The organism is Neobacillus sp. S1115, from assembly GCF_055385565.1.
Genome location: NZ_AP038275.1, coordinates 100,184 through 124,525 on the forward strand (window position 1 = coordinate 100,184; position 24,342 = coordinate 124,525).

Genomic DNA, 24,342 nt, shown 5'->3' on the forward strand with positions numbered 1-24,342 from the left:
AGAGGGTGAAAGTATGATTTGCCAAGAATGTAATCAAAGGCCTGCGGCACTCCATTTTACAAAAATTATTAATGGTGAAAAGACGGAAGTGCACCTTTGTGAAAAGTGTGCTCAGGAAAAGGGCGATATGTTTATTTTTAATGGTGAATCAGGGTTTTCTTTTAATAATTTATTAGCAGGTTTATTAAATTTCGACCCGGCATTTCAACAGCCAACCGAGAGCCCGTTTCAACAGGCAGAAATCCTGCAATGCCACCAATGTTCCATGACATTTCCACAGTTTTTGAAAGTAGGACGCTTCGGCTGTTCCCACTGCTATGAGACCTTTAAAGAACAATTAAAACCTGTTCTAAGGCGGCTTCATGGCGGAAATTGGACCCATAACGGGAAAATTCCAAAAAGAGTTGGCGGGGCCATTTATCTCCGCAAGCAAATTGATGAACTGAAAAACTTGTTAAGAGAATCTATTATCCATGAAGAATTTGAAAAGGCCGCAACCATCCGCGATGAAATCCGTCAGCTGGAGAAAAAATTAGCGGCTGGTCATGAGGGAGGGGAGTAACGGTGTCGCTCGAACGTTTTTTAAATCAAGCGGTCAGCTCCTGGATGAGTGAGGAAGGGCCTGAATCCGATATTGTCCTCAGCTCGAGAATTCGCTTGGCGCGAAACTTGGAAGCATATAAATTCCCAACTCTTTTTTCACATGAGGAAGCTAAACAGGTTATTAATGAGCTGGAGGGCATTTTGGAAACTTCCAGCCTCCGAAACTTTGGACATTTGGAATTGTTGAAAATAGGTGAGATACAGCCGCTGCAAAAGAGGGTCTTGGTTGAAAAACATCTAATCAGCCCGCAATTGGCAGAGGATTCACCATATGGTGCCGTTTTATTATCCGAAAATGAAGAAGTTAGTATAATGATTAATGAAGAGGATCATATACGGATTCAATGCCTATTTCCTGGGCTGCAGCTAAAAGAAGCATTAGATGCTGCCAATGAAATTGACGATTGGCTTGAAGGTCATCTCCAGTATGCTTTTGATGAAAAATACGGCTATTTAACAAGCTGTCCAACAAATGTCGGCACTGGCCTTCGGGCATCGGTGATGATGCATTTGCCGGGTTTAATTTTAACACAGCAGATTAACCGGATTATTCCAGCCATCAATCAATTAGGGTTTGTGGTTCGGGGAATTTACGGTGAAGGAAGTGAAGCACTCGGCAATATTTTTCAAATTTCCAATCAAATTACCCTTGGAAAATCTGAAGAAGACATGTGCCGCGATTTAATGGGGGTTGTCAGCCAGTTAATTTCACAAGAAAGGTCGGCACGTGAAGCATTACGCAAAACTTCGAACATACAATTAGAAGACAGGGTGTTCAGGTCCCTAGGGGTCCTAACCAACAGCCGGATTATTGAAACGAAAGAAGCTGCAAAGTGTTTATCGGATGTTCGTCTTGGAATAGATATGGGATATATAAATTATGTATCAAAGAACATCTTAAATGAATTGATGATTTTAACGCAGCCTGGTTTTCTTCAGCAATATGCTGGAGGACCATTAAGACCGCATGAAAGAGACATAAGGCGGGCGGCATTAATTCGGGAACGTTTTATAATGGAATCTAAAAATATTGGTGAGGAGTGATAGTATGATGTTCGGCCGTTTTACTGAAAGAGCACAAAAGGTTCTAGCTTTAGCACAGGAAGAAGCAATTCGTCTTGGGCATAACAACATTGGAACTGAGCATATTTTATTGGGATTAATCCGCGAGGGTGAAGGGATTGCAGCTAAAGCTCTTTATGGACTTGGATTAGGCTCAGATAAGATTCAAAAAGAAGTGGAGAATTTAATTGGCAAAGGGCAGGAAGCCTCACAGATTATTCACTACACTCCGAGAGCCAAAAAGGTAATTGAACTTTCAATGGATGAAGCACGCAAACTAGGACATTCCTATGTCGGGACAGAGCATATTCTGCTTGGACTGATCCGTGAGGGAGAAGGGGTGGCAGCCCGAGTCCTTAATAACCTTGGGGTAAGCTTGAATAAAGCGCGCCAGCAGGTATTGCAATTATTAGGCAGCAATGAGAGCGGCGGTCAGCATGGCGGAGCATCTGCCAGTGCCAATACGCCTACACTTGACAGCCTGGCAAGAGATTTAACAGCCATCGCAAGGGAAGGCAGCCTTGACCCAGTGATTGGCCGCAGCAAGGAAATTCAGCGTGTAATCGAGGTGCTGAGCCGCCGGACTAAAAACAACCCGGTATTGATTGGCGAGCCTGGGGTTGGTAAAACAGCTATCGCAGAAGGCCTTGCCCAGCAGATTGTCAATAATGAGGTGCCAGAGATCCTTCGCGATAAGCGTGTCATGACACTTGATATGGGAACAGTAGTTGCGGGAACCAAGTATCGCGGCGAATTCGAAGACCGTCTGAAAAAAGTAATGGATGAAATCCGCCAAGCCGGAAATATCATCCTGTTCATTGATGAATTGCACACATTAATCGGTGCTGGCGGGGCGGAAGGCGCCATTGATGCTTCCAATATTTTAAAACCATCGCTTGCCCGTGGCGAGCTGCAATGTATCGGGGCGACAACCCTTGATGAATACCGCAAATATATCGAAAAGGATGCTGCCTTAGAGCGCCGCTTCCAGCCGATTCGGGTGGATGAGCCGACTGCGGAAGAATCCGTTCAAATTTTAGAAGGGCTGCGTGACCGCTATGAAGCCCACCATCGTGTCTCCATTACCGATGAGGCGATTGAAGCAGCGGTAAAGCTTTCCGACCGTTATATCTCAGACCGTTTCCTGCCTGATAAAGCGATTGATTTAATCGACGAAGCAGGGTCTAAGGTTCGTCTCCGTTCCTATACCACTCCTCCAAACTTAAAAGAGCTGGAAGTGAAGCTCGAGGAAGTGCGGAAGGAAAAGGATGCAGCCGTGCAAAGCCAGGAATTCGAAAAGGCGGCATCATTAAGGGATTCAGAGCAGCGCCTGCGTGAGCAGCTTGAAGAAACGAAGAAAAGCTGGAAGGAAAAGCAGGGCAAAGAAAATAATCAAGTAACAGTTGAGGATATTGCCAGCGTTGTATCGAGCTGGACTGGAATTCCTGTTTCTAAACTTGCAGAAACAGAAACAGCAAGACTGCTTAACTTAGAAGAAATTTTGCATTCTCGCGTGATTGGTCAAGAAGAGGCAGTTTTGGCTGTATCTAAAGCGGTCCGCCGTGCGAGAGCAGGATTAAAAGATCCAAAGCGGCCGATTGGCTCCTTTATCTTCCTAGGACCAACCGGGGTCGGGAAAACAGAATTAGCCCGTGCCCTTGCTGAAGCAATGTTTGGTGATGAGGATGCGATGATCCGGATCGATATGTCGGAATATATGGAGAAGCATTCGACATCCCGCCTTGTCGGTTCCCCTCCAGGCTATGTAGGATATGAGGAGGGCGGACAATTAACCGAGAAAGTCCGCAGAAAGCCATATTCAGTTGTCCTTTTGGATGAAATTGAAAAGGCGCACCCAGATGTGTTTAATATCCTGCTCCAGGTATTGGAAGATGGCCGCTTAACCGACTCGAAGGGAAGAACAGTCGATTTCCGCAATACAGTTCTGATTATGACATCTAACGTCGGTGCGGAAGCCCTGAAGCGGAATAAGTATGTCGGCTTTAATATCCAGGATTCTGCCCAGGACTACAAAGACATGAAGGGCAAAGTCATGGAAGAGCTGAAGAAAGCATTCCGTCCTGAATTCCTGAACCGGATTGATGAAATAATCGTCTTCCATGCACTTGAGAAAAAGCATTTGGAGGAAATTGTTACATTACTATCTGATCAGTTAATTAAGCGATTAAAGGAACAAAAAATAGAAATCGAACTAACACCGGCGGCAAAAGGGAAAATTTCCGAAGAAGGCTATGACCCTGAATATGGGGCAAGACCGCTTAAACGGGCCATTCAAAAACATATTGAAGACCGCCTGTCGGAAGAGCTGCTAAAAGGGAATTTATTGACCGGCCAGCTTGCTGTTATTGACGTCGAGAATGGTGAATTTGTCGTCAGATCAGCTGAGCAAACGAGTTTGGCAAAATAATTATGTAAGATGAAACCAACTAAGGGAGGTACACGTAAATAATGTAAAATCGTGTACCTCTTTTTCCATGTAAAGGAACGTCTTTTTCGCACAGAGAGGAAGAGCAAGAATGGTAAAGCGAAAAACAAAATTCATGTGTCAGGACTGCGGTTATGAGTCACCAAAATGGATGGGAAAATGCCCAGGATGCGGCGGCTGGAATCGAATGGTCGAAGAAGTAGAGGTTACCGGGGCGCAAAGACGGGGAGCATTTGCCCATTCTCAGGGTGGTTCAGGCATTCTTTCTAAACCGGTTCCGATTACTTCGATTGAAACGGTCAGCGAGCCGAGAATCCATACTGACTTAAAGGAATTGAACCGCGTTCTTGGCGGCGGAGTTGTTAAGGGGTCATTGGTATTAATTGGCGGCGACCCGGGCATCGGAAAATCAACGCTTCTTCTGCAAGTATCTTCACAGCTAGCAAATAAGGATCATCAAGTATTGTACATATCCGGTGAGGAATCCTTACGGCAAACCAAGCTTCGGGCGGAACGGCTGAACATCGCCTCGCCAAATTTAATGGTATATGCGGAGACAAACCTTGAGGAAATTAACAGGACCATTGAAAGCACAAATCCAAGCTTTGTCATTATCGATTCCATCCAAACGGTTTACCACCCGGAGGTTACCTCAGCACCCGGTAGTGTTTCTCAGGTTCGCGAATGTACGGCTGAATTAATGAGAATTGGCAAAACGAAAGGGATTGCCATCTTTATTGTCGGGCATGTTACAAAAGAAGGGTCGATTGCCGGTCCTAGGCTGCTCGAGCATATGGTGGATACGGTCCTTTATTTTGAGGGTGAAAGACACCATACCTATCGAATTTTACGTGCTGTAAAAAACCGCTTTGGATCCACAAATGAAATGGGAATTTTTGAAATGAAGGAATTTGGCCTTGAAGAGGTCGAAAATCCATCGGAAATTTTTTTGGAGGAGCGCTCTAGAGGTGCGGCAGGATCGACTGTTGTCGCTTCGATGGAAGGGACCCGGCCTGTTCTTGTGGAAATCCAAGCACTTATTTCGCCCACCAGCTTTGGGAATCCGAGAAGGATGGCAACAGGGATTGACCACAACCGAGTACCGCTCTTAATGGCTGTTCTAGAGAAGCGGGTCGGAATGCTCCTCGCCAATCAAGATGCCTATTTAAAGGTAGCCGGCGGAGTGAAATTGGATGAACCGGCCATAGATTTGGCGATTGCCGTAAGCATTGCTTCAAGTTTTAGGGACAAACCAACAAGGCCGACAGATTGTATTATTGGGGAGGTCGGCTTAACGGGAGAAGTGAGACGGGTTTCAAGAATCGAGCAGCGTGTTCAGGAGGCTGCCAAAATGGGATTTGAGCGGGTTATCCTGCCGGCTAATAATCTTAGTGGCTGGAATGGGCCAATAGGTGTCGAACTCATCGGTGTTTCGTCGGTCAGCGAGGCGCTGAAGGCGGCTTTGGGAGGGTAGTGGATGGACAATAAAAGATCAGGGGAACTATCCATTCATGATGTAGTACAGTTAATTGCACCGGGTACCCCTATTCGAGAAGGACTTGATAATGTTTTACGGGCTAATACCGGAGGGTTGATTGTGATTGGCTATAACGAAAAAGTAAAAGCGATAGTCGACGGGGGATTTGAAATTAATTGTTCCTTTTCACCAAGCTTTTTATATGAATTGGCGAAAATGGACGGGGCAATCATCTTAAATGAAACCGGAAATAAAATTTTGATTGCTAACGCCCAGCTTGCCCCAGATACTGATATCGCCTCTACGGAAACGGGGATGCGGCACAGAACAGCCGAACGGGTCGCCAAGCAGACAAAAGCGCTTGTGATTGCAATTTCCCAAAGAAGAAATGTTATTACTTTGTATCAGGGGAATTTTCGTTATGCCCTCAAGGACATAGGTGTCATTTTAACAAAGGCGAATCAGGCCATTCAAACACTGGAAAAATATAAATCCGTCCTAGAGCAAAGCATTACCAATTTAAGTATTTTAGAATTTGAGGATTCTGTTACGTATAATGATTTTCTGCTTGTCCTCCACCGCTTCGAAATGGTCTTAAAGATTAAAAACGAACTGCTGGGGTTCCTGTATGAACTGGGGACTGAAGGCAGGTTGATTCGGCTGCAGATGAATGAAATATTGACAGAACTGGAAGAAGAAATGATGCTGATTATGAAGGACTATGCGTTTGATAGAGAGGTAAAACCAAACGAAGTCCTGCAGCGGATGCAGACTATGACGGCGAGCGGGACCATAGACGACATGGTTTTGTTAAGGCTATTGGGGTACCTAGGCTATGTTCACCTCGATGAATACCGAAATCCGTGCGGATATCGGATTCTTAATAAAATCCCCAGGCTTCCTGGTGTCATCATCGAAAATCTTATCAATAACTTTGGAAATCTGACAAATATTCTGACTGCAACAGTTGAAGACCTTGATGACGTGGAGGGAATAGGGGAAATACGTGCGAATAAAATCAAAGAGGGCTTCAAATTAATTAAAGAGCGATTATATACGGATCGTCATCTATAAAACTATTGAAAAAATCTAAAAGGCTATGTTAAAATAAATGTTTTTCATTTATTTGACACTCCCATTTTTCGATGCTACCCTAGATTTTAACGTAACAAATTTGTTTCAAAATCAACACAATTTGGAAAAATAATCTTACTTGCAACGTTTCAATTTTCCTATTGTGTTTATAATGAAAAAGAGGAGGTGAAGGAATGTTAAAACGAATTGTGCAGGCGTGCTTTCTCATTACTGGGGGAACGCTTGGAATTTTGTTTTTGCCGCAATTACTTGTTCTACTTCATCTAAATGATAGCCAACTTATCAATAATTCCTATGTCACTGCTATTTTAGGTGCTATTATTTTTTATCTTATAACCTTTTGGGCAGTAGATTACGTTATTAATTTTATTAAATGGGCGGAAGATTCATTAGTAAAGATTCCTGTTACAGATGTTTTATTTGGGAGTATTGGCCTAATATTTGGCTTGTTGGTTGCTTTCTTGATCGGCTTTGCCCTAAATGCCGTACAAGTACCAATCTTAAATGAAGTGGCCCCGATTCTATTGACCTTGTTATTTGGATATTTAGGATTCCAGGTGGGATTTAAAAAACGCGATGAACTTCTCGGTTTGTTTGGCCGAGGTAGCGGCAAGAAAAAGACCGCTGAAGAGGAAACAGATAAGGCGGAATTTAAATCTTTAAAAATATTGGATACAAGCGTCATTATTGATGGACGCATAGCTGATATTTGCCAAACTGGATTCTTGGATGGGACGATTGTCATTCCCCAATTTGTGCTTGAGGAATTGCAGCATATTGCGGACTCTTCTGACGTGTTGAAACGCAATCGCGGCAGACGAGGATTGGATATCTTAAATAGAATCCAAAAGGAGCTGGCTGTAAAAGTAGAGATTTACGAGGGAGATTTTGAAGAAATTCAGGAAGTCGACTCGAAGCTCGTTAAGCTGGCGAAAATAACGAACGGAATTCTTGTGACGAATGATTTTAACTTAAATAAGGTTTGTGAATTCCAAAATGTCTCCGTTTTGAATATCAATGATCTGGCAAATGCTGTGAAGCCAGTCGTTCTTCCAGGTGAAGAATTAACTGTTCAAGTAATCAAGGATGGTAAGGAATATCATCAAGGTGTTGCCTATTTGGATGACGGGACGATGATTGTTGTGGAAGAAGGAAGAGAATATATCGGCAAACGAATTGATGTTCTCGTAACGAGCGTCCTGCAGACATCTGCCGGCAGAATGATTTTTGCCAAACCGAAACTTTTAGAAAAAGCTTTGTAAAAAGGATTGTGTTATTTATGACTTACCGGGTCATCATCCCTGCCGCCGGTTCCGGAAAGCGAATGGGGGCGGGGAAAAACAAGCTTTTGCTTGAACTTGAAGGTGTGCCAATCCTCATTCATACACTTAAAGTTTTTGCGGATGATGAGGATTGCGAGGCCATTATTTTAGCGGTAAATCCGCAGGATGAAAAGGAATTCACGGATTTAATCAATAAACATCATATCAAAAAGTCCGTCAGTATGGTTCCAGGCGGTTCTGAACGCCAGCACAGCATTTATAATGCGTTAAAAACCATCAAAACCGATGGGATAATTCTTGTTCATGATGCCGCCAGACCGTTTATCAAAAAAGAGCATATCCTCCGTTTAACGGGAGTAACAGAGGAGACCGGTGCTGCCATTATTGGCGTGCCTGCAAAAGATACGATGAAAAAAGTCATGGGCGGTACTGTAACAGAGACTGTAGAACGTTCGAGCTTGTGGGCAGTACATACCCCGCAGGCTTTTCGCATTTCCCTCCTCCATCAGGCCTATGAAAAAGCAGAAAGAGAAAGCTTTCTCGGCACTGATGATGCCAGTTTGGTAGAAAGATTGGGACATCCAGTTGCGATGGTGGAAGGCGATTATGATAATATCAAAATTACAACACCAGAGGATTTATTTTTTGCAGAAGCGATTTTAAAAAAGAGAAATATAAAAGCGGAAGCGCCTTGACCAGGGGCCCCGAGCCCCTAGGCGCTGGAGCTGGATAAAAAGGAGTTTGAATTATGTTTCGAATTGGCCAGGGCTTTGATGTTCATCAATTAACCGAGGGACGCCCTCTGATTATTGGTGGTATCACGATTCCATATGAAAAAGGGCTGTTGGGGCATTCCGATGCCGACGTATTATTACATACCGTTTCCGATGCCTGTTTAGGGGCAATTGGCGAAGGCGATATCGGAAGGCATTTTCCTGATACCGACCCAAACTTTAAGGACGCTGATTCGGCTAAGCTGATGGAGCGTGTCTGGGGAATCGTGAAAGAAAAAGGATATGAGCTTGTTAATGCTGATTGTACAATCATTGCCCAAAAACCAAAGATGGCTCCCTACATTGGCGAGATGCAGGCGCGGATTGCCGAGCTTCTCGAGGCATCTCCGGAGCAGGTCAATGTGAAAGCGACCACAACTGAAAAGCTCGGGTTTCCTGGCAGAGGCGAAGGGATTGCGGCCCAGGCAGTTGTTTTGTTAAAAAAGGTTAGGGTTTAGACTTTATTGAGGTTCTGCCAAGTGATAAAATAAATCGGGATAAGAACTAAATGGGAAAGCTGTCTAGCTGCAGCGCCTAGGGGCTCGAGGTCATAAGCCGATCCGTCAAGAAGGTTAAAGAGCAACCTTCTCGCCGGCTCGTCTTATGCTTGTCGCCCCTGGGCAAGGCGCTTCCGCTTTTCTGAGGAGGCATTATGATGTCAAATGAGATTAGAGTAAGGTACGCTCCAAGTCCAACCGGACATTTACATATCGGGAATGCCCGTACGGCACTGTTTAATTATTTGTTTGCCCGCAATAAAGGCGGAAAGTTTATTATCCGGATTGAGGATACCGATAAGAAACGTAATATTGAAGGCGGCGAGCAAAGCCAATTAAAATATTTAAAATGGCTTGGAATGGACTGGGATGAAAGTGTCGATGTCGGTGGTGAATACGGTCCGTACCGCCAATCGGAAAGAAACGATATTTATGAAACCTATTATAAGCAGCTCTTAGAGAATGGAAAGGCTTATAAATGCTACTGTACAGAAGAAGAATTGGAGAAAGAACGGGAAGAGCAAATTGCCCGTGGTGAAACCGCCCATTACTCCGGCAAGTGCCGGCACTTAACTCCGGAAGACAGCGCCCGTTTGGAGGCAGAAGGCCGCAAGCCAAGCGTCCGCATCATTGTTCCGGAAGGAAAGACGTATACCTTTGATGACATGGTTAAAGGAACTGTATCCTTTGAATCAGATACGATTGGCGGAGACTGGGTAATGGTTAAGAAGGATGGCACACCAACCTATAACTTTGCGGTTGCTATCGATGACCGTCTCATGGAAATCTCGCATGTTCTGCGCGGCGATGACCATATCTCCAATACGCCAAAGCAACTGGTGGTATACGAAGCATTAGGCTGGGAGCCGCCCATTTTCGGACATATGACGCTAATTGTGAATGAAAGCCGTAAGAAATTGAGCAAGCGGGACGAGTCCATCATTCAATTTATCGAGCAATACGAGGAATTGGGTTATCTGCCAGAAGCATTATTTAACTTTATTGCCTTGCTCGGCTGGTCTCCTGCAGGGGAAGAGGAGATTTTCGCGCAAGAAGAATTTATTCAAATCTTTGATGCAGAGCGACTGTCCAAATCACCGGCATTATTTGATAAACAAAAGCTTGCTTGGATGAACAATCAATATATGAAAAAAGTAGAGCTAGAGCGGGTAGTGGAACTTTCCCTGCCGCATTTAATCAAGGCCGGCCGTGTCAGCGAGAACCTGTCAGAGGAAGAACAACAATGGGTCCGCACTTTGGTTTCTCTCCTTCAGGAAAAAATGAGCTTTGGCGCGGAAATCGTCGAGCTTTCGGATATGTTCTTTAAGGACGAGGCAGACTATGAAGAAGAAGCGAAGGAAGTACTGGGCGGAGAACAAGTTCCAGAGGTGTTAAAGGCTTTCTCACAGGAGCTTGATCAGCTTGAAAGCTTCCAGGCAGAAGGCATCCAGGCCGCGATGAAGGTTGTCCAAAAATCAACAGGGCAAAAGGGGAAAAACCTGTTTATGCCGATTCGGGCCGCTGTGACGGGGCAAACCCATGGACCAGACCTGCCAAAATCGATTGAACTTTTAGGCCGCGAGAAAGTTCAAAATAGAATTAAGCAAATTATTAGTTAACATTCAAGAAAAAATGTAATATAGTATAAGTATTATAAAACGAGCTAAAGCTTTGATGAGGAAAAGTAGAAAAATGATGCTTTAAAGAGAGAACCATCACCGGCTGAAAGTGGTTTAAGCCACTCATTTTTTGAAAATGCACCTCGGAGCCCCACTTCGAAACAGATTGCCTCTGGAGTAGATTTGGGCGGAACCTTTCCGTTAACAGGTAGAGTGAGGCCATATTAATGCGCACAACACAGTTTTTGTGTCTGTATTCATTGTGACCTAATCAGAGTGGAACCACGTTAAAATCAAGCGTCTCTGTCTTTACGACAGAGGCGTTTTTTATTTTATAAAAAGGGGTATAAAACAAAGGGGGGAGTATCAATGTTCAAAACATTGAAGGAGGATATTGATGTAATATTTGACCAGGATCCGGCAGCAAGAAGCTATTTGGAAGTAATTCTAACTTATTCAGGTCTGCATGCCATTTGGGCGCACCGAATGGCGCATGGGTTCTATAAGAGAAAATTGTTTTTCATTGCTCGAGTTATTTCACAAGTAAGCCGCTTCTTCACAGGAATTGAAATTCATCCAGGGGCAAAAATAGGCAGAAGGTTTTTTATCGACCATGGAATGGGCGTTGTTGTGGGAGAAACCTGTGAAATTGGCGATAATGTTACGATTTATCAAGGGGTCACACTAGGCGGTACAGGGAAAGAAAAAGGAAAGCGTCATCCGACTATTAAGGATAATGTACTCATCTCTACTGGTGCCAAGGTTTTAGGCTCGATAACCATCGGCGAAAATTCCAAAATCGGCGGCGGATCGGTAGTTTTAAAGGAAGTTCCGCCGAACTCCACGGTCGTGGGAATTCCGGGAAGAGTCGTCATGAAGGACGGCATTCGTGTTGGGAAAGATTTAAACCATTCCGACTTGCCAGACCCGGTTGCGGATCGCTTTAAAGATTTGCAACTGGAACTGGATCAAATGAAAAAGGAACTGGCAGAATTAAAAGAGGAAAGGACAAAAGTTAATGGCCATTCAACTGTATAATACACTTACCCGCAAGAAAGAGACCTTTGTACCGCTTGAAGAAGGCAAGGTCAAAATGTATGTTTGCGGGCCAACTGTCTATAATTATATCCATATCGGAAATGCGCGCCCGGCAATTGTATTTGATACGGTCCGCCGTTATTTAGAATACCGCGGTTACGACGTCAAATATGTATCCAACTTTACGGATGTCGATGATAAATTGATCCGCGCTGCCAATCAGCTCGGAGAAGATGTACCAACGATTGCGAATCGGTTTATTGAGGCCTATTTTGAAGATGTTTTGGCACTAGGCTGTAAAAAGGCAGATGTCCATCCGCGTGTCATGGAAAACATGGATATTATTATCGACTTTATCAGCCAATTAATCGAGAAGGGTTACGCCTATGAGTCTGAGGGGGATGTTTATTACCGAACTCGCCACTTTGAGGAGTACGGCAAGCTTTCCCACCAGCCAATTGATGAACTGCAGGCTGGAGCTAGAATTGAAGTAGGCGAGAAAAAAGAAGATAACCTGGACTTTGCTTTATGGAAAGCAGCCAAGGAAGGAGAAATTTTCTGGGAGAGCCCGTGGGGTCCGGGAAGACCGGGCTGGCATATCGAATGCTCGGCGATGGCAAAAAAATATCTTGGTGAGACCATTGATATCCACGCTGGCGGACAGGATTTAACCTTCCCGCACCATGAAAACGAAATTGCCCAATCCGAGGCGTTAAGCGGAAAAATCTTTTCCCGCTATTGGATGCATAATGGCTATATTAATATTGATAATGAAAAAATGTCAAAGTCACTTGGCAACTTTGTGCTGGTCCATGACATTATTAAGCAAATAAACCCACAGGTGTTACGATTCTTTATGCTGTCCGTGCACTACCGCAATCCAATCAATTACAGTCAGGAGTTATTGGAGAGCACAACGGCAGCCCTTGAACGGTTAACCACCTCTTACCAAAATTTAAAACACCGCCGTGAGAACAGCGCAAACTTGACGGAAAATAATCGAGAATGGCTTGATAAAATCAGCAGACACCGCGATGAATTTATCGAAGCGATGGACGATGATTTTAATACAGCCAAGGCCATTTCAGTTTTATTTGAGTTATCGAAACTGGCAAATTATTACCTCATGGAAAAAAATACTGCGGTAGAAGTCATTGATGCGTTTACAGCGCAATTCGAAGAGCTGTTTGCTGTTCTTGGCCTGACTTTTGAACAAGAAGAATTACTGGATGAAGAAATTGATGCCCTAATTGAACAGCGGATTCAGGCCAGAAAGGACCGTAACTTCCAATTGGCTGACCAAATTCGTGACCAGTTAAAGGAAATGAATATCATTTTAGAGGATACCCCACAAGGTACAAGGTGGAAAAGAGGCTAATTTAAATGCTTGATTACGATAAAACAGTCGATGCCAGCCAATTGAATAGTCTCGCACTTGCTTACATGGGTGACGCTGTCTATGAAACATATGTAAGGCGTCACCTCTTGTTCAGCGGGCGGGTCCGACCTCATCAGCTGCACAGAGAAGGGACGAGGTATGTTTCTGCAAAAGCGCAATGCCAGATTCTTTTTCAAATGATGGATGAAGGGCTTTTGCTAGAGGAGGAGATGGCGGTTGTTATGCGCGGCAGAAATGCGAAATCAGGAACTGTCCCGAAAAATACCGATGTCCAAACCTACCGATACAGCACGGCCTTTGAGGCGTTAATCGGCTATTTATATTTAATGGGAAGGAAGGACCGCCTAGAAGAACTCGTCCGCCAGTCGTTTTTCTATGTGGAAAATAAGAAAGGAGGAACGTCAACATGAATCAGGAACAGGAATACATCGTGGGTAAAAATCCGGTGATTGAGGCGCTAAAATCAAAACGGGATATCAATAAAATTTTAATTGCAGAAGGGTCACAGCGCGGGCAAATGCAGCAGATTACCCAATTGGCCAAAGAAGGAAATGTCCTCGTGCAATTAGTCCCAAAGAAAAAAATCGACCAGATTACTGACCAGAACCATCAAGGTGTCCTTGCCTATGTCGCAGCCTATCAGTATGCCGAATTGGATGATTTGTTTGCGGCGGCGGAAAAGAACAACGAGCCTCCTTTCTTTTTACTGCTGGATGAGATTGAGGATCCTCATAACCTCGGCTCGATCATGAGAACTGCAGATGCAGTCGGAGCGCACGGCATCATCATTCCAAAGCGAAGGGCAGTTGGCTTAACGGCAACGGTCGCCAAAGCTTCGACAGGAGCCATTGAATATATACCGGTTGTCCGGGTAACAAACATGGCTCGTACTATAGATGATCTAAAGGAACGGGGAGTCTGGATTGCCGGGACAGATGCGAAGGGACAACAGGATTACCGGCAAATGGACGGAACGCTTCCGCTTGGCCTTGTGATTGGCAGCGAAGGAAAAGGAATGGGGCGGTTAATCCGTGATAAGTGTGATTTTCTTATTCATCTGCCAATGGCGGGTCATGTTACATCCTTAAATGCTTCTGTTGCGGCGGCACTGCTGATGTATGAGGTATACCGGAAACGGCACACCTTAGAGGGATAGTATATGGATATCCTGCTAGTCGATGGCTATAACATTATCGGGGCGTGGCCGGAGCTTAAAGCATTAAAAGACCGGGACCTTCCGGCAGCAAGGGACCGACTGGTGGAAAAAATGGCCGAATATCAGGCCTTTTCCGGCTTTCGGGTAATCGTTGTCTTTGACGCTCATTATGTAAAAGGAACGGAAAAAAAGTATGAAAATCACAAGGTTGAAGTCATTTTTACGAAGGAAAATGAATCAGCGGATGAACGGATTGAAAAAATGGCGATCAGCCTGAGTAATCGAAGAACACAAGTTCACGTGGCCACTTCTGATTTTACAGAGCAATGGCAAATTTTTGGACAGGGTGCTTTAAGAAAATCAGCCCGTGAATTAGAAATAGAAATGTCCTCCATTGAAAAAGGAATTGAGAAAAAGGTAAAAAAAATTCAAGAGAAAAAACCTTTCTACAAAATACCGATTAGCGAAGAAATGGCAGAAATTTTTGAAAAATGGCGCCGTGGACAGAAGTGAGCTATCGACTTCAAAAAATTTCTAATGTATAATAATACTATCTATGCTTGTTCGGTGGAGGGGATCTTAAGTTGAGTGCGGACTTCGGGACAAATGTTAACGAGCAGTTTTTCGTAATGGAAGACGAGGAAATTGTCGATTTGGTTCACCAAGGCGACAGCGAAGCTTTGGATTTTTTAATCCATAAGTATCGAAATTTTGTACGTGCGAAAGCAAGATCCTATTTTTTAATTGGCGCGGATAAGGAAGATATTGTTCAAGAAGGAATGATTGGTCTGTATAAGGCGATCCGCGATTTTAGGGAGGACAAGCTGACCTCCTTCAAAGCATTCGCTGAGTTGTGCATCACAAGGCAAATCATCACAGCCATCAAAACGGCAACGAGGCAGAAGCATATTCCGTTAAATTCCTATGTTTCATTGGACAAGCCTATTTACGATGAAGAATCAGACCGGACGTTGATGGATGTATTATCGGGTGCAAAGGTTCTCGACCCGGAAGAGCTAATCATTAACCAGGAAGAGTTTGACCATATAGAAGTAAAAATGACGGAATTGTTAAGTGATTTAGAACGAAAGGTATTGGCCCTGTACTTGGATGGGCAATCGTACCAGGAAATTTCTGAAGAACTTAACCGTCATGTGAAATCGATTGATAATGCCTTGCAGCGTGTAAAAAGAAAGCTAGAGCGGTACCTGGAGTTTCGCGAGTTTTCCCTGTAAGTTTTGTATGCGCTCACAGATTTATGTCAGTTCACCGAATCTCCTGTCGAATGTTATTGACAATAAATAGGGGTCATGATACATTTTTAGGGATATAAAGAGGGTGCCTAAGGATGAGTAAAAAGAGAGTTCTTGCCTGCACAATCTGCGGTTCAAGAAATTATTCCACCGTCAGCAAGGATACACAAACAGAGAGATTGGAATTAAATAAATATTGTAAAACCTGTGGTGTGCATACTGTTCATCGTGAAACAAAATAAAAGATTAACATTCTAGCATTGCTATTTACGATAGTTGGGGGTTACTAAATGTCTCGCATAAAGAAATTCTTCAGTGACGTAGTTCGTGAAATGAGAAAAGTCAGCTGGCCAAAACGCGGAGAACTGACTCGCTCTACTGTAACTGTTATAACAACTGTTGCTTTTTTTGCCGTTTTCTTTGCTGTTTTAGATTTGGGAATTTCAAAATTGATTCGGTTAATTCTTGAATAATAACTTGTACTTCATGGTATAATGGAAAACACAAGGAATTTTTAGCAAAAAACCCGTCATTAGCGGGTTTTTTAATTTGTTCAGAAAAGCGGAAGCGCCTTGACCAGGGGCTTATGACCCCGAGCCCCTAGGCGCTGAAGCTAGACAGTCAAAAAAATAGTTGAATTTAAATTAGGGAGGGACGGACGCACAAGTCCTCTTAAATGGAAAAGAATTGGTATGTTGTTCATACTTACTCAGGCTATGAGAATAAGGTAAAGGCTAATTTAGAAAAACGTGTGGAATCCATGGGCATGTCAGATAAAATCTTTCGTGTCGTAGTTCCGGAAGAAGAAGAAACAGAAATTAAAAACGGTAAGAAAAAGGTTGTCAAACGTAAGGTGTTCCCTGGATATGTGTTGGTTGAGCTTGTGATGACCGACGATTCTTGGTATGTCGTACGGAATACACCGGGTGTAACAGGGTTCGTTGGTTCTGCTGGATCAGGTTCAAAGCCAACTCCACTGCTTCCGGAAGAAGTGACTGGTTTGCTGAAACGTATGGGCGTAGAAGAAAAGCGCATTGACGTTAACTACGAAATCGGCGAAACCGTCAAAGTCAAAGAAGGCCCATTCGCAAACTTCACAGGAGTCGTCGAAGAAATGGACAAGGACAAAGCTAAGCTTAAAGTACTAGTCAACATGTTCGGCCGCGACACCCCAGTAGAACTTGAATTCACACAAATTGATAAGCTTTAATTAATATTGATAGTAAGCAAAGTTGATGACATAGTTTTGCTAACCTGTTGATTGGAGCGGAAGGGGCGAGACTCCTGCGGGAGTACGGGGCAGGGGAGACCCCACAGGCGCTAAAGGCGCCGAGGAGGCTCCCCGAACCGCCCGCGGAAAGCGAGCCCCTGGAGCGCAAATCAACAGCCCTTTTTAGAGGGTAAGTTGGCCAATTTTAAAGAAAAATTATTTGATATTGTAAAAAAACTTGAAATCAGTTTTAAAAAATGATAATATTTCATAGGTCAGTATGTCTAAGGAAAACTCCTTGGACAAGACTTTTGTCAAGCTCTTTGTATTCATATAAAGACTTCAGATGAGTGGGAGGGTTAATACCCTATTAACCACATCACGGACTTTAAGGAGGTGTGTCTCGTGGCTAAAAAAGTAATTAAAGTTGTTAAATTACAAATCCCTGCTGGTAAAGCAAATCCTGCGCCGCCAGTTGGTCCTGCACTAGGTCAAGCCGGTGTTAACATCATGGGATTCTGTAAGGAATTTAACGCTCGTACAGCAGATCAAGCTGGATTGATTATTCCTGTTGAAATCACGGTGTTTGAAGACCGTTCATTTACATTTATTACGAAAACTCCTCCTGCTGCCGTTCTTTTGAAAGTAGCAGCTGGAATCCAGTCTGGTTCAGGCCAGCCTAACCGTAATAAAGTAGCAACAGTAAAGCGTGATAAAGTACGCGAGATTGCGGAACAAAAAATGCCTGACCTAAACGCAGCTAGCGTTGAAGCAGCAATGCGCATGGTTGAAGGTACTGCACGCAGCATGGGTATCGTTATCGAAGACTAATCCATGTAAGTAACTGTTATGTTGTAATGAAGGGGTTGCGCAGTTTTAAAATACTCGCAACCTTTTTCGTGGGAGTTATACGACGTTAAAACCACAATTTAGGAGGAAATAAAAATGGCTAAAAAAGGTAAGAAGTACCTAGAAGCTGCTAAGCTTGTAGATCGCTCAAAAGCTTACCCAATTGCAGAAGCAATTGAACTTGCTAAGCAAACAAATATTGCGAAGTTCGACGCAACTCTTGAAGTTGCTTTCCGCTTAGGTGTTGACCCTAAGAAAGCTGACCAGCAAATCCGTGGAGCAGTTGTGCTTCCAAACGGAACTGGTAAAACTCAACGCGTATTAGTATTCGCGAAGGGTGAAAAAGTGAAAGAAGCAGAAGCAGCTGGCGCTGATTATGTTGGCGATGCAGAATACATCAACAAAATCCAACAAGGTTGGTTCGAGTTCGATGTAATCGTAGCAACACCTGACATGATGGGTGAAGTTGGTAAATTAGGTCGTACTTTAGGACCTAAAGGCTTAATGCCAAACCCTAAAACAGGCACAGTTACATTTGATGTAACAAAAGCAATCAATGAAATTAAAGCAGGTAAAGTTGAATACCGTGTTGACAAAGCTGGAAATATCCACGTGCCTATCGGTAAATCTTCTTTCGAAAACGAAAAGCTTGTTGAGAACTTCACTACTGTGTTCGAAACAATGTTAAAAGTAAAGCCATCTGCTGCTAAAGGTACTTACATGAAGAACGTAACTGTTACTTCAACAATGGGACCTGGAATCAAGGTAGATCCTTCTACTGTTGCAGCGAGATAAGGTAACTAATTTTTCCAATTGACAATCGAAATTAGATTTTATATAATCAATTTTGTTGTTTAATATAACAAACATTTGTACCGTAGACAGCAGGGGCTTATGTGCTTAATAATCCTGCCGAGGTTATGCGATAAATTAAGCTATCTTTTTAGCTGATTATGCTGCCTCTATGTCTAATCTATGATATAGAGGCATTTTACTGACCGGTATAAATGTAGACATTCTACAGGAGGTGTTAAGATGAGCAGTGCAATCGAAGCTAAAAAACAGGTTGTCGAAGAAATTGCTGGAAAGCTAAAAGCTAGCGTATCAACAATTGTTGTTGACTACCGTGGCCTTACAGTTGGTCAAGTGACTGAACTTCGTAAACAACTTCGCGAAGCTGGCGTTGAGTTCAAGGTTTATAAAAACTCTATGACTCGCCGTGCGGCTGAAGAAGTAGGTCTTGCTGGCTTAAACGATGCATTAACAGGTCCTAACGCAATCGCGTTCAGTACTGAAGATGTAGTAGCACCAGCGAAAATCTTAAACGATTTTGCTAAAAAGAACGAAGCGTTAGAATTAAAAGCGGGTGTTATCGAAGGTAACGTCGCAACTGTTGAAGAAGTTAAAGCTCTAGCTGAACTTCCTTCACGCGAAGGCTTGCTTTCTATGTTACTCAGCGTGCTTCAAGCACCAATCCGCAACCTTGCTCTTGCAGCAAAAGCAGTTGCAGATCAAAAAGAAGAACAAGGCGCGTAAGTTAAAACTTATCGCTTAACCAATAACGGAATGAAAATTAAGGAGGAAAATTAAAATGACTAAAGAACAAATCATTGAAGCAGTTAAATCTATGACTGTTTTAGAACTTAACGATCTTGTAAAAGCAATCGAAGAAGAATTCGGCGTAACTGCTGCTGCTCCTGTAGCAATGGTTGGCGGCGCAGGTGCTGCTGCTGTTGAAGAGCAAACTGAGTTTGATGTAATCCTAGCTTCTGCTGGCGATCAAAAAATCAAAGTTATCAAAGTTGTTCGTGAAATCACTGGTCTTGGACTTAAAGAAGCAAAAGACCTTGTTGACAACACTCCAAAGCCTGTTAAAGAAGGCGTTTCTAAAGAAGAAGCTGAAGCAATCAAAGCTAAGCTTGATGAAGTTGGAGCAAACGTTGAAGTTAAGTAATCTTAACGTTATAAAAAAGTCCGCTGCATAAGCGGGCTTTTTTTGGCTATCTTAAAAAGGTCCTGGTGCCTCATTGTCTTCTATCCTATATCCTCGGGAGGTGAGTCGTTTGACTGAACACTACTATTCTCGTTCCCAAAAGGTTGAAAGTGACCCGAAATATTGGGACTTCACCTTAAGAAACCATCAATTTCGGTTTAAAACGGATAACGGAGTTTTTTCAAAAAGAGAGGTAGATTTTGGCTCACGTCTATTAATTGAATCTTATACGATTCCGGAAATAAACGGTCCTATTCTCGATGTTGGCTGCGGATATGGCCCCATTGGTTTATCTATTGCAAAGGCCAACCCAGACCGGATCATTCATATGGTAGATGTGAATGAACGGGCTCTTGAATTGGCGAGGGAAAATGCCGTTCTCAACAAAATTGAGAATGTAAAAATCTATGAAAGTGACCGGCTTCTTAGTGTAAAGGAAGATTCCTTTTCCGCTATTTTAACTAATCCCCCCATTCGTGCCGGAAAAAAGACTGTTCATGATATTTTTGAACAAGCTTATGAGCGTCTTGCTGCCCGCGGTGAATTATGGGTAGTCATTCAAAAGAAGCAGGGAGCTCCCTCGGCGATGGAGAAAATGAAAGAACTGTTTTCTAATGCTGAAGTAATTAACAAATCAAAAGGATATTTCATCATAAAGGCTAAAAAACAGTTGACTTGATAGTGTCGTTGTGATAGCATTATAAAATGCCATCATAATATTTACCGAATTATTCCTATAAATACATTTTGTCTGTATAAAATAGGGATAAAAAGGAAATGATGACAAAATAATAGTCAAAATGTGAAAATGTGGTTTTTGGGAAAAAACCCTTTTTCTTTTTGTCTTTTGGATAGGGCTTTAAAGCACTGCTCAAAAGATGTGCATAGATTTTTAAATTACGCTTGATTTGAGGGGTGAATCAGTTGACAGGTCAACTAGTTCAGTATGGACGCCACCGGAAGCGGAGGAGTTACGCACGAATCAGTGAAGTTTTAGAGTTACCAAACCTTATTGAAATCCAAACCTCTTCTTATCAGTGGTTTCTTGATGAGGGATTGCGTGAAATGTTCCAGGATATTTCACCGATTGAAGATTTTACAGGTAACTTATCACTGGAATTTATTGATTACAGTCTTGGCGATCCAAAGTATTCTGTAGAAGAATCAAAAGAACGGGACGTTACATATTCTGCTCCATTGCGTGTCAAAGTACGTCTTGTAAACAAAGAAACAGGCGAAGTAAAGGATCAAGATGTATTCATGGGTGACTTTCCGTTAATGACGGAAACTGGCACGTTTGTTATTAATGGTGCGGAACGTGTTATTGTTTCGCAGCTGGTGCGCTCACCGAGCGTTTATTTCAGCGGAAAAACCGATAAAAACGGAAAAAAGGGCTACACAGCTACTGTCATTCCGAACCGCGGCGCTTGGCTTGAATATGAAACAGATGCCAAGGATGTCGTATATGTCAGAATCGATCGTACTCGGAAACTGCCCGTTACGGTTCTTTTGCGTTCACTTGGTTTCGGCTCTGATCAAGAAATTCTTGAATTGATTGGTGATAACGAATATCTCCGCAACACGCTTGAAAAAGATAATACGGAAGGTATTGATAAAGCGTTACTTGAGATTTACGAACGTCTTCGTCCAGGTGAACCTCCGACTGTTGAAAATGCGAAGAATTTATTGATTTCTCGTTTCTTTGATCCGAAACGATATGACCTGGCTAATGTAGGTCGTTATAAAATTAATAAAAAGCTTCACATTAAAAACCGCCTATTCAATCAGCGCTTAGCGGAAACGCTGGCAGACCCTGAAACAGGTGAAATCATTGCAGAAAAGGGAACTGTTTTGGATAGAAGAAATCTGGATAGAATCCTGCCTGCGCTTGAGAAAAATATTAATTTCAAAAGCTACAACCCTGTTGGTGGTGTAGTGGAAGAAGAAATCATTATGCAGGGCATCAAGATTTACGCTCCTGGCGATGAAAATGAAAAGGTTATTAATGTCTTAGGTAATGCCTATGTGGCAGAACCAATTAAAAATATCACTCCTGCTGATATTATTGCGTCAATCAGCTACTTCTTTGATTTGCTGCACGGAGTAGGCGATACAGATGATATCGACCATTTGGGGAACAGACGTCTTCGTTCTGTTGGTGAGCTTTTGCAAAACCAATTTCGAATTGGATTGTCCCGGATGGAGCGCGTTGTTCGTGAAAGAATGTCCATTCAGGATACAGCAACGATAACGCCGCAACAGTTAATCAATATTCGTCCAGTTATTGCTTCCATCAAAGAGTTCTTCGGAAGTTCACAGTTATCACAGTTCATGGATCAGACAAACCCGCTTGCGGAATTAACCCATAAGCGTCGTTTATCAGCGCTTGGACCAGGTGGTTTAACACGTGAACGTGCCGGTATGGAAGTTCGTGACGTTCACTACTCTCACTATGGCCGGATGTGTCCGATTGAAACACCGGAAGGTCCGAACATTGGCTTGATTAACTCATTATCAAGCTATGCAAAAGTTAATCGCTTTGGATTTATAGAAACGCCTTACCGCCGTGTTGATCCTGATACAGGTAATGTGACAGACCGAATTGATTATTTAACAGCCGATGAAGAGGACAATTATGTTGTCGCTCAGGCGAATGCCCGTCTTGGTGATGATGGCTCCTTCCTTGATGAAGATGTTATTGCCCGCTTCCGTGGTGAGAACACGGTTGTTAAACGCGACCGGGTCGATTATATGGACGTATCACCAAAGCAGGTTGTTTCAGCTGCAACGGCATGTATTCCGTTCCTTGAAAATGACGACTCCAACCGTGCACTGATGGGTGCAAACATGCAGCGTCAGGCGGTCCCATTAATGCAGCCTGAGGCGCCAAGAGTTGGTACCGGCATGGAATATGTCTCCGGAAAAGACTCCGGTGCAGCGGTTATTTGTAAGCATGATGGTATTGTGGAACACGTTGAAGCCCGTCAGGTATGGGTGCGTCGTGTGAAAGAGATAGATGGTCAAGAGGTTAAAGGTGACCTCGATAAATACCGGATGTTGAAATTTATCCGTTCCAACCAAGGCACATGCTATAACCAGCGTCCGATTGTGGCTGTTGGCAACCGTGTCAAAAAAGGTGAAATTCTTGCTGATGGTCCATCTATGGAGCTTGGCGAATTAGCGTTAGGAAGAAACGTTCTTGTTGCATTCATAAATTGGGATGGATACAACTATGAAGATGCGATTATCATGAGTGAACGTCTTGTAAAAGACGATGTCTATACTTCTATTCATATCGAGGAATATGAATCTGAATCTCGTGATACAAAGCTTGGACCAGAGGAAATTACTCGTGATATTCCTAACGTCGGCGAGGATGCATTAAGAAATCTCGATGAACGTGGAATCATAAGAATTGGTGCAGAAGTAAAAGACGGAGACCTTTTAGTTGGTAAGGTTACACCAAAAGGGGTAACAGAATTGACCGCTGAAGAACGTCTCTTACATGCTATCTTTGGTGAAAAGGCTCGTGAAGTCCGTGATACTTCTCTTCGTGTTCCACACGGCGGAGGCGGTATTGTTCTGGATGTAAAAGTCTTTAACCGTGAAGATGGCGATGAACTGCCTCCGGGCGTTAATCAGTTAGTCCGTGTCTATATCGTTCAAAAGCGGAAAATCTCCGCAGGCGATAAAATGGCGGGACGCCACGGGAATAAAGGGGTTATCTCAAGAATTTTACCGGAAGAGGATATGCCATTCCTTCCAGATGGCACACCGGTTGATATTATGTTAAATCCATTAGGGGTACCTTCTCGGATGAATATCGGGCAGGTTCTTGAGCTTCACTTAGGTATGGCTGCCAGAGCTCTTGGTATTCATGTTGCAACGCCAGTTTTTGACGGTGCACGTGAGGAAGATGTATGGGCAACGATTGAGGAGGCCGGCATGGCCCGCGATGCCAAAACGGTTCTTTATGACGGCCGTTCGGGTGAACCATTTGATAACCGTGTATCAGTCGGGGTCATGTATATGATTAAGCTTGCTCACATGGTTGACGATAAATTGCATGCACGTTCAACAGGTCCTTACTCACTTGTTACACAGCAGCCGCTTGGCGGTAAAGCCCAGTTTGGCGGACAGCGTTTCGGTGAGATGGAGGTATGGGCGCTTGAAGCATATGGTGCTGCATACACGCTGCAGGAGATTCTTACGGTTAAGTCGGATGACGTGGTTGGCCGGGTTAAAACATATGAAGCCATTGTAAAAGGCGAAAATGTTCCAGAACCGGGCGTTCCTGAGTCATTTAAGGTATTAATCAAAGAACTTCAAAGCTTGGGTATGGATGTCAAAATCTTATCCGGTGATGAAGAAGAGATTGAAATGCGCGATATGGAAGATGAAGAGGACATACAACAAGTCGACACATTAAACATCGTTCCTGACGCACCAAGCTTTGAATCCGAAAAAGTAGGTTCAAAAGAGTAATCCATTCTTAGTTTAAGCGCACTTAAGAGAATAGCTCCTGCTGTGAACAAGCTATTGCTGTTCCTTGGTGCGCTTTTAAGCTTTTATATAAGGGTAAAACCTGG

Annotated in this window: 24 protein-coding genes and 2 other annotated features; all 24 genes read left to right on the forward strand. The window is 43.4% G+C overall.

Annotated elements, in window-relative coordinates; all coding sequences use genetic code 11:
- Positions 1–13: 13 nt before the first annotated feature.
- The 24 genes from ACZ5B7_RS00530 (at position 14) to rpoB (ending at position 24,238) form a co-directional block, all read left to right on the forward strand.
- A complete protein-coding gene (locus tag ACZ5B7_RS00530; protein WP_464492242.1) occupies positions 14–562 on the forward strand; it encodes a UvrB/UvrC motif-containing protein in 549 nt (182 codons plus the stop codon).
- A 2-nt stretch (positions 563–564) separates the two neighbouring features.
- The gene (locus ACZ5B7_RS00535; protein WP_464492243.1) at positions 565–1,647 is read left to right on the forward strand and encodes a protein arginine kinase; all 1,083 of its coding nucleotides are present in this window, start codon (positions 565–567) and stop codon (positions 1,645–1,647) included.
- Positions 1,648–1,651: 4 nt separating this feature from the next.
- Positions 1,652–4,093 (forward strand): ATP-dependent protease ATP-binding subunit ClpC, encoded by a 2,442-nt coding sequence (gene clpC / locus ACZ5B7_RS00540; protein ID WP_423800318.1) that lies wholly within the window; start codon positions 1,652–1,654, stop codon positions 4,091–4,093.
- 109 nt (positions 4,094–4,202) lie between these two features.
- On the forward strand, positions 4,203–5,585 hold the full coding sequence (radA, locus tag ACZ5B7_RS00545; RefSeq protein ID WP_423800319.1) for a DNA repair protein RadA: 1,383 nt from the start codon (positions 4,203–4,205) through the stop codon (positions 5,583–5,585).
- Between the two features lie 3 nt (positions 5,586–5,588).
- Positions 5,589–6,662 (forward strand): DNA integrity scanning diadenylate cyclase DisA, encoded by a 1,074-nt coding sequence (gene disA, locus ACZ5B7_RS00550; RefSeq protein WP_464492244.1) that lies wholly within the window; start codon positions 5,589–5,591, stop codon positions 6,660–6,662.
- A gap of 194 nt (positions 6,663–6,856) precedes the next feature.
- Entirely contained in the window at positions 6,857–7,945 is a 1,089-nt protein-coding gene (locus tag ACZ5B7_RS00555) for a PIN/TRAM domain-containing protein (protein ID WP_464492245.1), read from the forward strand.
- A gap of 17 nt (positions 7,946–7,962) precedes the next feature.
- The gene (gene ispD, locus ACZ5B7_RS00560) at positions 7,963–8,661 is read left to right on the forward strand and encodes a 2-C-methyl-D-erythritol 4-phosphate cytidylyltransferase (protein ID WP_464492246.1); all 699 of its coding nucleotides are present in this window, start codon (positions 7,963–7,965) and stop codon (positions 8,659–8,661) included.
- Between the two features lie 53 nt (positions 8,662–8,714).
- Positions 8,715–9,197, forward strand: a complete 483-nt coding sequence (ispF, locus tag ACZ5B7_RS00565; RefSeq protein WP_464492247.1) for a 2-C-methyl-D-erythritol 2,4-cyclodiphosphate synthase — start codon at positions 8,715–8,717, stop codon at positions 9,195–9,197.
- Between the two features lie 197 nt (positions 9,198–9,394).
- Positions 9,395–10,855: a glutamate--tRNA ligase gene (gltX, locus tag ACZ5B7_RS00570; protein WP_464494409.1), complete on the forward strand. Its 1,461-nt coding sequence runs from the start codon at positions 9,395–9,397 to the stop codon at positions 10,853–10,855.
- Between the two features lie 43 nt (positions 10,856–10,898).
- Positions 10,899–11,163 (forward strand) — a binding site (T-box leader).
- A gap of 61 nt (positions 11,164–11,224) precedes the next feature.
- Positions 11,225–11,893 carry a serine O-acetyltransferase gene (gene cysE, locus ACZ5B7_RS00575; protein WP_464492248.1) on the forward strand — a complete coding sequence of 223 codons (669 nt, stop codon included), beginning with the start codon at positions 11,225–11,227 and terminating at the stop codon, positions 11,891–11,893.
- Positions 11,874–13,271, forward strand: coding sequence for a cysteine--tRNA ligase (gene cysS / locus ACZ5B7_RS00580; RefSeq protein ID WP_464492249.1), 1,398 nt, complete (start codon positions 11,874–11,876; stop codon positions 13,269–13,271). Before cysE ends, cysS begins: the two co-directional genes overlap by 20 nt.
- Before the next feature lie 5 nt (positions 13,272–13,276).
- A complete protein-coding gene (locus tag ACZ5B7_RS00585; protein ID WP_464492250.1) occupies positions 13,277–13,702 on the forward strand; it encodes a Mini-ribonuclease 3 in 426 nt (141 codons plus the stop codon).
- Positions 13,699–14,448, forward strand: a complete 750-nt coding sequence (gene rlmB, locus ACZ5B7_RS00590; protein WP_464492251.1) for a 23S rRNA (guanosine(2251)-2'-O)-methyltransferase RlmB — start codon at positions 13,699–13,701, stop codon at positions 14,446–14,448. The genes ACZ5B7_RS00585 and rlmB overlap by 4 nt, the downstream gene beginning before the upstream one ends.
- A 3-nt stretch (positions 14,449–14,451) precedes the next feature.
- On the forward strand, positions 14,452–14,961 hold the full coding sequence (locus ACZ5B7_RS00595; protein WP_213148284.1) for an NYN domain-containing protein: 510 nt from the start codon (positions 14,452–14,454) through the stop codon (positions 14,959–14,961).
- Positions 14,962–15,032: 71 nt separating this feature from the next.
- The gene (gene sigH, locus ACZ5B7_RS00600) at positions 15,033–15,683 is read left to right on the forward strand and encodes an RNA polymerase sporulation sigma factor SigH (protein WP_213121098.1); all 651 of its coding nucleotides are present in this window, start codon (positions 15,033–15,035) and stop codon (positions 15,681–15,683) included.
- A gap of 113 nt (positions 15,684–15,796) precedes the next feature.
- Entirely contained in the window at positions 15,797–15,943 is a 147-nt protein-coding gene (gene rpmG, locus ACZ5B7_RS00605) for a 50S ribosomal protein L33 (RefSeq protein WP_213148283.1), read from the forward strand.
- A gap of 48 nt (positions 15,944–15,991) precedes the next feature.
- Complete coding sequence (gene secE, locus ACZ5B7_RS00610; protein WP_423800327.1) at positions 15,992–16,174, forward strand: preprotein translocase subunit SecE; 183 nt, start codon at positions 15,992–15,994, stop codon at positions 16,172–16,174.
- 203 nt (positions 16,175–16,377) lie between these two features.
- A complete protein-coding gene (gene nusG / locus ACZ5B7_RS00615) occupies positions 16,378–16,911 on the forward strand; it encodes a transcription termination/antitermination protein NusG (protein WP_213148282.1) in 534 nt (177 codons plus the stop codon).
- Positions 16,912–17,316: 405 nt separating this feature from the next.
- A complete protein-coding gene (gene rplK / locus ACZ5B7_RS00620) occupies positions 17,317–17,742 on the forward strand; it encodes a 50S ribosomal protein L11 (protein ID WP_042453928.1) in 426 nt (141 codons plus the stop codon).
- A gap of 114 nt (positions 17,743–17,856) precedes the next feature.
- Complete coding sequence (rplA, locus tag ACZ5B7_RS00625) at positions 17,857–18,555, forward strand: 50S ribosomal protein L1 (RefSeq protein ID WP_464492252.1); 699 nt, start codon at positions 17,857–17,859, stop codon at positions 18,553–18,555.
- 62 nt (positions 18,556–18,617) lie between these two features.
- Positions 18,618–18,762 (forward strand) — a sequence feature (ribosomal protein L10 leader region).
- A gap of 33 nt (positions 18,763–18,795) precedes the next feature.
- A complete protein-coding gene (gene rplJ / locus ACZ5B7_RS00630) occupies positions 18,796–19,296 on the forward strand; it encodes a 50S ribosomal protein L10 (protein WP_464492253.1) in 501 nt (166 codons plus the stop codon).
- Between the two features lie 55 nt (positions 19,297–19,351).
- Positions 19,352–19,714, forward strand: coding sequence for a 50S ribosomal protein L7/L12 (gene rplL, locus ACZ5B7_RS00635; protein ID WP_464492254.1), 363 nt, complete (start codon positions 19,352–19,354; stop codon positions 19,712–19,714).
- 109 nt (positions 19,715–19,823) lie between these two features.
- Positions 19,824–20,432 (forward strand): class I SAM-dependent methyltransferase, encoded by a 609-nt coding sequence (locus ACZ5B7_RS00640; protein ID WP_213148278.1) that lies wholly within the window; start codon positions 19,824–19,826, stop codon positions 20,430–20,432.
- Between the two features lie 245 nt (positions 20,433–20,677).
- The gene (gene rpoB / locus ACZ5B7_RS00645) at positions 20,678–24,238 is read left to right on the forward strand and encodes a DNA-directed RNA polymerase subunit beta (protein WP_464492255.1); all 3,561 of its coding nucleotides are present in this window, start codon (positions 20,678–20,680) and stop codon (positions 24,236–24,238) included.
- Positions 24,239–24,342 lie beyond the last annotated feature (104 nt).

What these genes read in the sequence shown, in the direction of transcription:
- ACZ5B7_RS00530 (WP_464492242.1), top strand. Translation starts at nt 14, where the DNA reads ATGATTTGCCAAGAATGTAATCAAAGGCCTGCGGCACTCCATTTTACA.
- clpC (WP_423800318.1), top strand. Translation starts at nt 1,652, where the DNA reads ATGATGTTCGGCCGTTTTACTGAAAGAGCACAAAAGGTTCTAGCTTTA.
- radA (WP_423800319.1), top strand. Translation starts at nt 4,203, where the DNA reads ATGGTAAAGCGAAAAACAAAATTCATGTGTCAGGACTGCGGTTATGAG.
- disA (WP_464492244.1), top strand. Translation starts at nt 5,589, where the DNA reads ATGGACAATAAAAGATCAGGGGAACTATCCATTCATGATGTAGTACAG.
- ACZ5B7_RS00555 (WP_464492245.1), top strand. Translation starts at nt 6,857, where the DNA reads ATGTTAAAACGAATTGTGCAGGCGTGCTTTCTCATTACTGGGGGAACG.
- ispD (WP_464492246.1), top strand. Translation starts at nt 7,963, where the DNA reads ATGACTTACCGGGTCATCATCCCTGCCGCCGGTTCCGGAAAGCGAATG.
- ispF (WP_464492247.1), top strand. Translation starts at nt 8,715, where the DNA reads ATGTTTCGAATTGGCCAGGGCTTTGATGTTCATCAATTAACCGAGGGA.
- gltX (WP_464494409.1), top strand. Translation starts at nt 9,395, where the DNA reads ATGTCAAATGAGATTAGAGTAAGGTACGCTCCAAGTCCAACCGGACAT.
- cysE (WP_464492248.1), top strand. Translation starts at nt 11,225, where the DNA reads ATGTTCAAAACATTGAAGGAGGATATTGATGTAATATTTGACCAGGAT.
- cysS (WP_464492249.1), top strand. Translation starts at nt 11,874, where the DNA reads ATGGCCATTCAACTGTATAATACACTTACCCGCAAGAAAGAGACCTTT.
- ACZ5B7_RS00585 (WP_464492250.1), top strand. Translation starts at nt 13,277, where the DNA reads ATGCTTGATTACGATAAAACAGTCGATGCCAGCCAATTGAATAGTCTC.
- rlmB (WP_464492251.1), top strand. Translation starts at nt 13,699, where the DNA reads ATGAATCAGGAACAGGAATACATCGTGGGTAAAAATCCGGTGATTGAG.
- ACZ5B7_RS00595 (WP_213148284.1), top strand. Translation starts at nt 14,452, where the DNA reads ATGGATATCCTGCTAGTCGATGGCTATAACATTATCGGGGCGTGGCCG.
- rpmG (WP_213148283.1), top strand. Translation starts at nt 15,797, where the DNA reads ATGAGTAAAAAGAGAGTTCTTGCCTGCACAATCTGCGGTTCAAGAAAT.
- secE (WP_423800327.1), top strand. Translation starts at nt 15,992, where the DNA reads ATGTCTCGCATAAAGAAATTCTTCAGTGACGTAGTTCGTGAAATGAGA.
- nusG (WP_213148282.1), top strand. Translation starts at nt 16,378, where the DNA reads ATGGAAAAGAATTGGTATGTTGTTCATACTTACTCAGGCTATGAGAAT.
- rplA (WP_464492252.1), top strand. Translation starts at nt 17,857, where the DNA reads ATGGCTAAAAAAGGTAAGAAGTACCTAGAAGCTGCTAAGCTTGTAGAT.
- rplJ (WP_464492253.1), top strand. Translation starts at nt 18,796, where the DNA reads ATGAGCAGTGCAATCGAAGCTAAAAAACAGGTTGTCGAAGAAATTGCT.
- rplL (WP_464492254.1), top strand. Translation starts at nt 19,352, where the DNA reads ATGACTAAAGAACAAATCATTGAAGCAGTTAAATCTATGACTGTTTTA.